Raw genomic sequence first — 8,088 nt, 5'->3', positions numbered from 1 at the left:
TGGCATCTCTGCAAGTCTTTTTCCATTATCAAGTGGTTGTTTAAATTTTTTACGAATCACCAAACATTTGATTTTCCCAAACTGCTTCATTATGTTCCCTGTTCATAACTCATTTAGGATTGCTATAGTAACTATTAGCTCATAAACCTGATGACTATTTTCCAGTTCACTTAATAAAATTGAGCCATTTTGACTAGCTATAAAATGTAGTAATTCTACTTCTGATGGTGGCAAAATATCTAAACTTTGCTCTAAAAAAGCCGTTAGTTCAATATCTATAAAAGGTTGATCTAGCTGCAAAAATTTATTGGTGTCACCTGCAAATAATTCCTGAATAAGATAACCAATTATTTGTAAATATTGGGGAGTTCCTTGATAAATATTCAGCAATTTTTGATAATTTTCTTCATTTTTCAAGCCAAATTTTTTAAGAATGTTTACACCATCATCATCTAATCCCAATAATTCCAGGGTGAAAACATGACTATGATCAGTTTGTGGTTTAGATAATTCACGAATTTCCTCACTACTATTGATAATTAGACAACTTCGATGTTTTGTTGTTGATAATAATTTAAATAGATTCCCATATTCTTCATACCCTTGTTGATATTTACCTGATACTTGATGCTTTGAAAAAATACAGTTAACATCGTCAATTATCATCAGATAAGAGTATTTTTCTATGGCTTTTTTAAATTGTGAAAGTTGATGAGGTGAGTTATCTTGAATAAGCTGATCATTAGGGTAAATTGTCTCTGTAATTAGTTGTGTTAAACTGGGTAGAGATTTTAAACTTTTATAAATAACGAACTCAAAATTTTCTTTGATATTATCAACTAATTTTAAAGATAAAGCAGTTTTTCCAATACCTCTAATACCTAGTAAGTTGATTAAATTACATTTTCCTTGCAGGATTTTTTGTTGTAGTAATGATAATTCTAATTTGCGTCCATTCGATCCCTTTCAAGTCAAGACTTTTTAAAAGTCTATCATGGTTTTAATACATCTTCTAGTGAAACTACACAGACAAAACCCATCTTCGCGGGTTTAGTACAGGATATTACTTTTAGAGACTTTTTACTGCTTTTACATACTTTTGAGGTCTTGACATCCTCTTTTGGGCGTATTAAGTTTAGTATATTTTAAAATCATTGTAGGTTATTGTGGGTCGGGTAGTAAATTTCATATTTATCTACATTTACTCCCAATAAAAATTTGTACGTTATTTAAACAGGGGGAATTGACATGAATAAGATCATATCATCTGCGATCGCTGTTTCTGCCATTACTGTATCTACTGTCTTTGGTTCAACTTTAGTTAACGTGCTACCATCTCAAGCTCAAGATCAAGCAGATGGTTGTACAAATGTGCCCGACTTTAAAATCTTTACAGATGCATGTAACTCACATGATTGGTGCTACTCATATTCAGAAGCCCCCAAAGCATCTTGCGACAAAGTGTTTCTCAGTGATATGCAAAACACTTGTAATACATTGTTTACTCCAAATACACTAAAACACAAAGGATGCTTATTTATAGCAGATAAATATTACATCGGAGTAGTAAGATATGGTCAAAAACGCTTTGATAAAGCAAGAAACGAAAGTGGCAGACCCAGCGGAAAATGATCCGGTTCAACTGAGCAACTAATTATCCTCAAATTAGCAACCTTGTTTTGGTCCGATTAGAGTTATTTCAGATCCCCGACTTCTCTAAGAAGTCGGGGATCTAGGGATTTAGGGACAGCGATCGCCACCAATTAACCACCGGATACCTCATCCTGTAAATCCTGATTCAGACAAATTCCCACAGCGATCGCTCATCATTAATTATCCTCAAATTAACAACCTCATCCTGTAAATCCTAAAATCCTGGAAATCCTGATTCAGACAATTAATCAGCGTCAAATTAGCAACATCATTTACAAACAGATCCCTCATCCTGTAAATCTTGCAAATCCTCATCTAGCTTGCGCCACGCTATCAGACAAATGCTACAATTAATCAGTAACGATAAGAAGTAAACAAAATGGAAAGTAGAATAACTATTCATCCAGACATTTGTAATGGACGACCCATTATTACTAATACTCGAATTTCTGTACAAACAATTATGGAGTTTTTAGGCGCTGGTGATTCAATTGAGGAAATTCTGGAAGAGTACCCCTCTCTACAACGAGAAGATATTTATGCTTGTATTCAATTTGCAGCAAAGTTGATGGGGAATCATTATCAAGTGAGAAAAATCGCATGAATGGGTTTTTATTCGATGAAAATTTACCCGTGAAAATCCAATTTACTCCATCTTTACCCATTGTCCATGTTTCAATCTTAGGTAACAGTCCAAGTGATACCCAAATATGGCAGTATGCGAAAGAAAGAAAACTGGTAATTGTTACCAAAGATGCAGATTTTTCTGATCGCATGATGGTTGATTTACTCCCGCCTAAAGTAGTACATCTACGCTTTGGGAATGTGCGAAAACGTCAATTTCACTCACTTCTGTCTAGAGTTTGGCCAGAAATTGAAATTTTAGTGGCTGATCATCAGTTAATTAATGTTTATTTGGATCAGATTGAAGCTTTTAAATAATTAATGTTTGATACTAGAAAGCGATCGCTTAAATAGAATATGTCACTCAACAATTACCAAGCTGATATTCTTATCGTTATTCAAAAATACCTGAATCAAGGGTGGATTATATCTTTTAATTTTTCCTTAGATGCTAGATCAAACTATGTCGGGCTTATCCAGGGAAATTTAGACTTTTTACGGGGGAGTCGTTTATTTTTCAAAGAATACATTGATCTACAAGAATCATTAGCAAAGCTCTCTTATTCATTCCATTATCAAGACAATGAAAACAACTTAATATTTCGCTATGATAATGCAAAACACAAACCTGATTTGGGCTACGCAGATCATAAGCATATTAAAGATGAAATTATCCCATCTAAAATTCCAGAGCCTCTGTAAAGGAAAATCTTTGAGGTTTATTCATGTTCCTTTTGTTTATCAGCTTCTAGCAGTTGGGCTAGTTGATGTGCAGCAGCATGAGAATTTAGCGGGGACACAATAGAATAAGTTGCTCCCTGTTCTAATGATGGTTCTTCATCTTTAGCTAATTCTGATACTAGAAACTGCATAACTTTTAGCTTATCTGCACGAGTTAAATTTCGCAGGGTGGGAAATAGTTCTATGGCGTTCATAATTTTCATGGTAGAGAGAATTTTATATTTCTATTTTTCCACAAGTTTCATGATTGTGGGTTAGTGAAGCTCACGGTGCGATCGCATTTGTTATGACTGGATGGTTTTAAGTTGTCTTGATTTTATCATTGGATATTTAGGATGAGGCGATCGCACAAATTACTCTGATTCTTGTGGATCATCTTCAGGAGGATGTAGACCGCTTTCAACCCATCTTTGTCGAGATTTTTGAATAAATTTTTCTCCTCGACGTTCATCATTTAGATCAAGACGTTCACAAGTTGCCCTTCCTGTAGGAGTCTTACCAATAATACACAAACCGTCAGATGTCCAAATAAAATGTTCAGACCAAATTTGCTGACGAGGGTTAAATAAAGGAGTTTCTTTTCCCGTATCAGGATCAATACCTGTAGTGAAGTTGTAGCGTCTTTCGTTGCAACGACGACAGGCCAGAGCAAGATTATCGGGACTATCCGTACCTCCCAGAGATTGGGGTTGCAGATGGTCAATGGAAAGGGGTGCTGTGCTGAGAAGTTCAGGGTAGTGACAGTATTCACAGCGACATTGAGCGCGTTGTCTCACCTGCTCATAAAGAGATTTAGGAATGGGCATTTTCTTGAGCAGCAACAGCAGCGTTAATATAACTGAATATGTCGTCAAGTTCTCCTATGGCTTCTAATTCTATTGCTTCTTCTGGGGTGAGGGTATTCAATTTATTTTTATCAAGGAGTTCTTGCATCCGTTCTCCTAGTTGATCGGTAAATTTGAAGAGGGTGAGGTTATTAATACGCTTGATACAGATTCCTTCTGGTAGGAATTGAGAGGGTTTAACCAGTGTAGCTGTCATTGGTGGATTGTTTTGAGTTTTCTTGATTTTATCATTGGATATTTAGGATGAGGCGATCGCTCTTTGGGGTTTGGAGCTTGGAAAGTGCGATCGCTTTTTGGGTTTAACAGTGCAATTAAGCTAATTGCTGCATAGGAGTAATAGATGATCAAATATTTGGCAATCAAAATCCTTTATTACTAGCAGAGAAGATTTTGGATTTAACACAACAAACATCTTCTATGAACTAAAACTACCAAACTAATATTTGGTATCAGAAAATAAACAAGTTTGTAGGTTGGGTTGAGAAAACCCAACATTAACTTATCTATTCCCAATCTTCATATTTCAAACTTTCAATACGGCTAAATTCACGGGTATTGTGAGTAACTAAAATGAGATCATTTGCTAATGCGATGGAATTGATAAAAGTCGTTTAGTAACAGGTGAATTTCGAGAATTGAGAATTTGAATACAAGCATTTGTATCTAAGAGATAGGCCATTGAATTTCCTCCCGTTCTTCAAACTGAAGCTGTTCTGGAATTTCAATCATTTCACCTTCCCAACTACCTATTACTTCTTCTAAAAATCTTCGAGAATATCCTAACTCTTCTGGAGATTTATTTTCAGATTTTAATGATGTTTTGGCAATACGTTGAAATACAATCACCATTTCTAATTCTTCATTAGCAAACTCAGGAGGAAGTTCGATTTTGACTATCCTATCATTACCAATTTGTGCTTTAATTTTCATGCTTTCCATAGACTTATCTCCTTAATCTATAACCGTTGATAATCAGCTTTTTCAGCAGCAATATAACCTTCAATTTCTTCTCGATTAGCATGATAATAAGTTAAAGCTGCATACACCTGAACAAGAGTTACATGAGTCATGCGTTCAGTGATTTCTTCCGCATTTAATCCCATTTTGTACCAAGCAGCTGAATTACCTTGAGTGGCTTGGGTTTGTAAATGTGCCATAATGATGATAGCAAAAGGATTTTTACTTTGTGCTAGGGTATCATCGCTATAATCTAATAGTTTAACACTGGGAAATTGCAAATGAGTGGTAAACCCCCACTGACTATAACCATAAGATGTTGGTTTCCAATTGGGGTTATCATCTCCTAAGACAGCGAAACTAAAGACTTTAAGACGATAGCGATTAAATAAACAATGATTATAAATAGACATCTCCACAATAGAATGTATTAATTTGTCATAAGTTGTAGGGGCGAAGCTTATGGGCGATAATTTAACGGAAAAATCAGACATCTAGATATCCCAAATGCTTCGCCCTGCCCCCATAAATAGGTTCTATAATTTCTTTTCTGTAGATGTCTAATATACATCCTTTCCGCAAAATCGTCTTGTTCTTGTCCTTGTATTTCTATGTGAATCAGAACTAACGCTTTTTCTCCATTCCGCAGGGTGACTTTTACCAGTTTATCCGCTAAACGTCTTCCTGTTTCTGCATCTCTAATTAGTTTTTGTAATTCGGTGTCTAGAGTTTCATATCCTTTTTCCCAGTCAATATCTTGATAAACTTCAGGAAAACAGTATTCTATGAATTGTTCAAGATAAACTGTAATCGCTTCTTTCCATGCACTGTCATAGTCTGAGTTTGGTTGATAGTTCATCCCTGAAAATATATTTTTTGATATCTTGTAATTATAACATATCACATACTAAAAACTCCCTTTATAAACCATTTCCATCTTTAACTTTTCTAACTCAATCTTCAACCTTTCATTCTCTATCTTCAAAACCAAATTTTCATCCTTAATCACCTCAACCTCATTCCGCTTACTCAAAGCCTGATTTATTGCCAATTTCCGCATATCCAAAGAAAACCAACGTTGATAAGTTTTCGTGTGAATCTGCACACTATGACCTAAATTATCTGCTGCTGCTTTAATCGGAATCCCTAAAATATGCGCTCTAATTGCCCAACCATGCCGTAAATCATAGGGTTTAAAATCTAAGCCAACTTTCCTAAACCACCAACTAACTCTTTGAATTAAAGCTGTAATTTCTGCATGATTATTTTGATCTTTTTTACTAATTGCTGTCACCAACATTTCTAAATACTGGGGATTTCTTAAATCAAATTCCTCAATCCATTCTTTATATAAAGGTAATGCTTCCCTTTCTCCGGTTTTACAATCTTTATCAACCTTCCAAGTTAAATCTATATTTTCATAACTTAACCACCAATCAACATCAGGATTAATAAAAATCTCACGGGGACGTAAACCAAAAACCGCCAACATTCCATAAACCCAACGCCACAGTAACCAGCTATCTTTGACATCTTGATTAACTTGTTTACCTCTATTATTTTCATATTCCTCAAATTTATAAAAACCTGCAACTATTTCCTTATCTGTGGGAATATTGCGAGAGTTAGTTTCCGGGGTTTTAGCATAGTTAGTTAAATTAATTTCAATCTTGAAAAGTTGACAAAATACAGAAATTGCTCTCACAGCATTATATCGCGCCCATTCCTTATCAATTTTCTCAATTGCGTGAATAAAATTTTCCCCAATTGCTAAATCATCAGCATTGGTATAACGTTTGATTCGAGTATAATAATAAAAGAAAGTATGCTCACTTTTAGTTGTGCGTTTATGGGTTTTAAAATATTCAATTTCAAACTTTTCTAACAATTCCCCAATAGTTGGTAAATCATTTTTTCTAGTTTCCTTCCCTAAATATTTATCATTCCAAACAAAGGTTTTTCTGGCAATTAACTTTCCTAACTCATAAGCTTCTTCTTCTACGGTTTTTAATCCCTCCAAGTTAGCAGGAATGTTTAAACTGATGTTGTATTGCTTTTTACCTGTTTTTCTGATATCAGCATCTCCTGGTTTCAGGGGTAAAGTTGCCCGTAATTGCAGACATCCATTAGATTCTCGAATGGTAACTCTGGTTTTTGCAGACTTCAAACGCAGATTTACTTGCTGTATTTCCTGGGTTAAGTTGGTTTTCATGTTGGGTTTGTGGCGATCGCATCAAAATAAACAAATAAACCATAAAGAATTAATTCAAAACCCCTTGTTCTGGATCTTGAATTTGTGAATCTTGCATTTTTAATTGTTTATTAGAATAAACTTAAACCCGAAATAAATATGTTAACTGCAAACATCCAGAAAACAGATACCAAACTTCTACAATCATTTCAGTATCTCGACAATATTATACATTATAAATTTGACTAGCTTTAATGACATCTTCAACCGTAATATTTAATTCAGGAAAAGTAGGAGAAATAATTTTATCTGTACCTGTAAATGCTGTTTGTTGATATTTACCATCAACCAATTCATAAACAAACACCGTTGGTAACTTAGGATTTCCTAAATAACTACGAGAAGCTATAGCTAAATAATCCACTATCCAATATTCCTTAATTCCCAAATTTTCATATTCTTCTAACTTATCAACATAATCATCTTCCCAATTTGTTGATACTACTTCTACTGCTAATGGAATTGGTTCAATTAAAGCACCATAAGCTGTAACATTAGCATTCCATAAAGATGCAAGAACTACGCTCACATCAGGATTTCTTCCCCTCTGTTCTCCTTTATTAGTAATAGTTCTAATAACTATATCTTTATCTACAATATAATCAAGCTGTAATCGTTCACTCTCTCTATCAAAAGCCTTTACCAAAAATCTGGCTACATTTTTATGCGCTCTAATTGCTTCCACTTTAACAATTTCTCCGTTAACTAATTCATAAATACCATCATCAGGACGTTGTTGTAAGAATTGTATAAAGTCTAGTTTAGTTAAAGTTGTGATGCTCATAGTGTCTTCACTCAACTATCTGTAAATATTATTATAGCACTTGTCTGAATCAGAATGTCCAGGATTTAAGGATTTACAAGATGTTATTAGTTTGGTATCTAATAAATAGGGGTTGCTGAGAAAGTCTTTCCGTGAGGGCATAGGAGTCAGGAGTCAGGAGTCAGGAGTCAGGAGTCAGGAGGAGATTGGAAAATTTCTTTGCCATCTCTTGAAATCCCAAAAAATGCACACTT

The 8,088-nt window shown here is 34.6% G+C and carries 13 protein-coding genes; 4 read left to right on the top strand and 9 right to left on the bottom strand.

The features are described 5' to 3' along the window. Window positions 1-102: 102 nt before the first annotated feature. Window positions 103-918: a hypothetical protein gene (locus FFR48_RS22895; RefSeq protein WP_371851475.1), complete on the bottom strand. Its 816-nt coding sequence runs from the start codon at window positions 916-918 to the stop codon at window positions 103-105. Window positions 919-1,248: 330 nt separating this feature from the next. Between FFR48_RS22895 and FFR48_RS22890 the strand changes: the two genes are divergently transcribed. The 4 genes from FFR48_RS22890 to FFR48_RS22875 all read left to right on the top strand — a co-directional run bounded on the left by FFR48_RS22890 (window position 1,249) and on the right by FFR48_RS22875 (window position 2,979). Next, entirely contained in the window at window positions 1,249-1,632 is a 384-nt protein-coding gene (locus FFR48_RS22890; protein WP_137668955.1) for a phospholipase A2, read from the top strand. 400 nt (window positions 1,633-2,032) lie between these two features. Then, window positions 2,033-2,257: a DUF433 domain-containing protein gene (locus FFR48_RS22885; protein WP_027404290.1), complete on the top strand. Its 225-nt coding sequence runs from the start codon at window positions 2,033-2,035 to the stop codon at window positions 2,255-2,257. Beyond that, window positions 2,254-2,595 (top strand): DUF5615 family PIN-like protein, encoded by a 342-nt coding sequence (locus FFR48_RS22880; RefSeq protein ID WP_035371598.1) that lies wholly within the window; start codon window positions 2,254-2,256, stop codon window positions 2,593-2,595. The genes FFR48_RS22885 and FFR48_RS22880 overlap by 4 nt, the downstream gene beginning before the upstream one ends. A gap of 39 nt (window positions 2,596-2,634) precedes the next feature. After that, entirely contained in the window at window positions 2,635-2,979 is a 345-nt protein-coding gene (locus FFR48_RS22875) for a toxin-antitoxin system TumE family protein (RefSeq protein WP_137668954.1), read from the top strand. Between the two features lie 17 nt (window positions 2,980-2,996). Here FFR48_RS22875 and FFR48_RS22870 read toward each other — a convergent pair whose 3' ends face one another. The 8 genes from FFR48_RS22870 to FFR48_RS22835 form a co-directional block, all read right to left on the bottom strand. Next, entirely contained in the window at window positions 2,997-3,212 is a 216-nt protein-coding gene (locus tag FFR48_RS22870; protein ID WP_096572694.1) for a hypothetical protein, read from the bottom strand. 159 nt (window positions 3,213-3,371) lie between these two features. Beyond that, the gene (locus FFR48_RS22865) at window positions 3,372-3,824 is read right to left on the bottom strand and encodes an HNH endonuclease (protein ID WP_137668953.1); all 453 of its coding nucleotides are present in this window, start codon (window positions 3,822-3,824) and stop codon (window positions 3,372-3,374) included. Beyond that, window positions 3,811-4,059 carry a hypothetical protein gene (locus FFR48_RS22860; RefSeq protein WP_096568550.1) on the bottom strand — a complete coding sequence of 83 codons (249 nt, stop codon included), beginning with the start codon at window positions 4,057-4,059 and terminating at the stop codon, window positions 3,811-3,813. The genes FFR48_RS22865 and FFR48_RS22860 overlap by 14 nt, the downstream gene beginning before the upstream one ends. Window positions 4,060-4,526: 467 nt before the next feature. Further along, window positions 4,527-4,802, bottom strand: coding sequence for a hypothetical protein (locus FFR48_RS22855; protein ID WP_137668952.1), 276 nt, complete (start codon window positions 4,800-4,802; stop codon window positions 4,527-4,529). Between the two features lie 17 nt (window positions 4,803-4,819). Then, complete coding sequence (locus FFR48_RS22850; RefSeq protein ID WP_137668951.1) at window positions 4,820-5,233, bottom strand: DUF433 domain-containing protein; 414 nt, start codon at window positions 5,231-5,233, stop codon at window positions 4,820-4,822. A gap of 47 nt (window positions 5,234-5,280) precedes the next feature. Beyond that, window positions 5,281-5,679: an RpnC/YadD family protein gene (locus FFR48_RS22845; RefSeq protein WP_137668950.1), complete on the bottom strand. Its 399-nt coding sequence runs from the start codon at window positions 5,677-5,679 to the stop codon at window positions 5,281-5,283. Window positions 5,680-5,727: 48 nt separating this feature from the next. Continuing rightward, entirely contained in the window at window positions 5,728-7,032 is a 1,305-nt protein-coding gene (locus FFR48_RS22840; RefSeq protein ID WP_137668949.1) for a site-specific integrase, read from the bottom strand. Between the two features lie 205 nt (window positions 7,033-7,237). Next, window positions 7,238-7,855 (bottom strand): Uma2 family endonuclease, encoded by a 618-nt coding sequence (locus FFR48_RS22835; protein WP_096568539.1) that lies wholly within the window; start codon window positions 7,853-7,855, stop codon window positions 7,238-7,240. Window positions 7,856-8,088: the final 233 nt, after the last annotated feature.

The organism is Sphaerospermopsis reniformis (assembly GCF_005402885.1).
Classification (GTDB): Bacteria; Cyanobacteriota; Cyanobacteriia; order Cyanobacteriales; family Nostocaceae; genus Sphaerospermopsis; species Sphaerospermopsis kisseleviana.
This window is presented reverse-complemented; position numbering and strand designations above follow the sequence as displayed.

Bases quoted from the DNA above. Each gene is read 5' to 3' on its own strand.
- FFR48_RS22870 (WP_096572694.1), bottom strand. From the start codon at position 3,212: ATGAACGCCATAGAACTATTTCCCACCCTGCGAAATTTAACTCGTGCA.
- FFR48_RS22885 (WP_027404290.1), top strand. From the start codon at position 2,033: ATGGAAAGTAGAATAACTATTCATCCAGACATTTGTAATGGACGACCC.
- FFR48_RS22845 (WP_137668950.1), bottom strand. From the start codon at position 5,679: ATGAACTATCAACCAAACTCAGACTATGACAGTGCATGGAAAGAAGCG.
- FFR48_RS22875 (WP_137668954.1), top strand. From the start codon at position 2,635: ATGTCACTCAACAATTACCAAGCTGATATTCTTATCGTTATTCAAAAA.
- FFR48_RS22860 (WP_096568550.1), bottom strand. From the start codon at position 4,059: ATGACAGCTACACTGGTTAAACCCTCTCAATTCCTACCAGAAGGAATC.
- FFR48_RS22835 (WP_096568539.1), bottom strand. From the start codon at position 7,855: ATGAGCATCACAACTTTAACTAAACTAGACTTTATACAATTCTTACAA.
- FFR48_RS22890 (WP_137668955.1), top strand. From the start codon at position 1,249: ATGAATAAGATCATATCATCTGCGATCGCTGTTTCTGCCATTACTGTA.
- FFR48_RS22840 (WP_137668949.1), bottom strand. From the start codon at position 7,032: ATGAAAACCAACTTAACCCAGGAAATACAGCAAGTAAATCTGCGTTTG.
- FFR48_RS22865 (WP_137668953.1), bottom strand. From the start codon at position 3,824: ATGCCCATTCCTAAATCTCTTTATGAGCAGGTGAGACAACGCGCTCAA.
- FFR48_RS22850 (WP_137668951.1), bottom strand. From the start codon at position 5,233: ATGTCTATTTATAATCATTGTTTATTTAATCGCTATCGTCTTAAAGTC.
- FFR48_RS22880 (WP_035371598.1), top strand. From the start codon at position 2,254: ATGAATGGGTTTTTATTCGATGAAAATTTACCCGTGAAAATCCAATTT.
- FFR48_RS22855 (WP_137668952.1), bottom strand. From the start codon at position 4,802: ATGGAAAGCATGAAAATTAAAGCACAAATTGGTAATGATAGGATAGTC.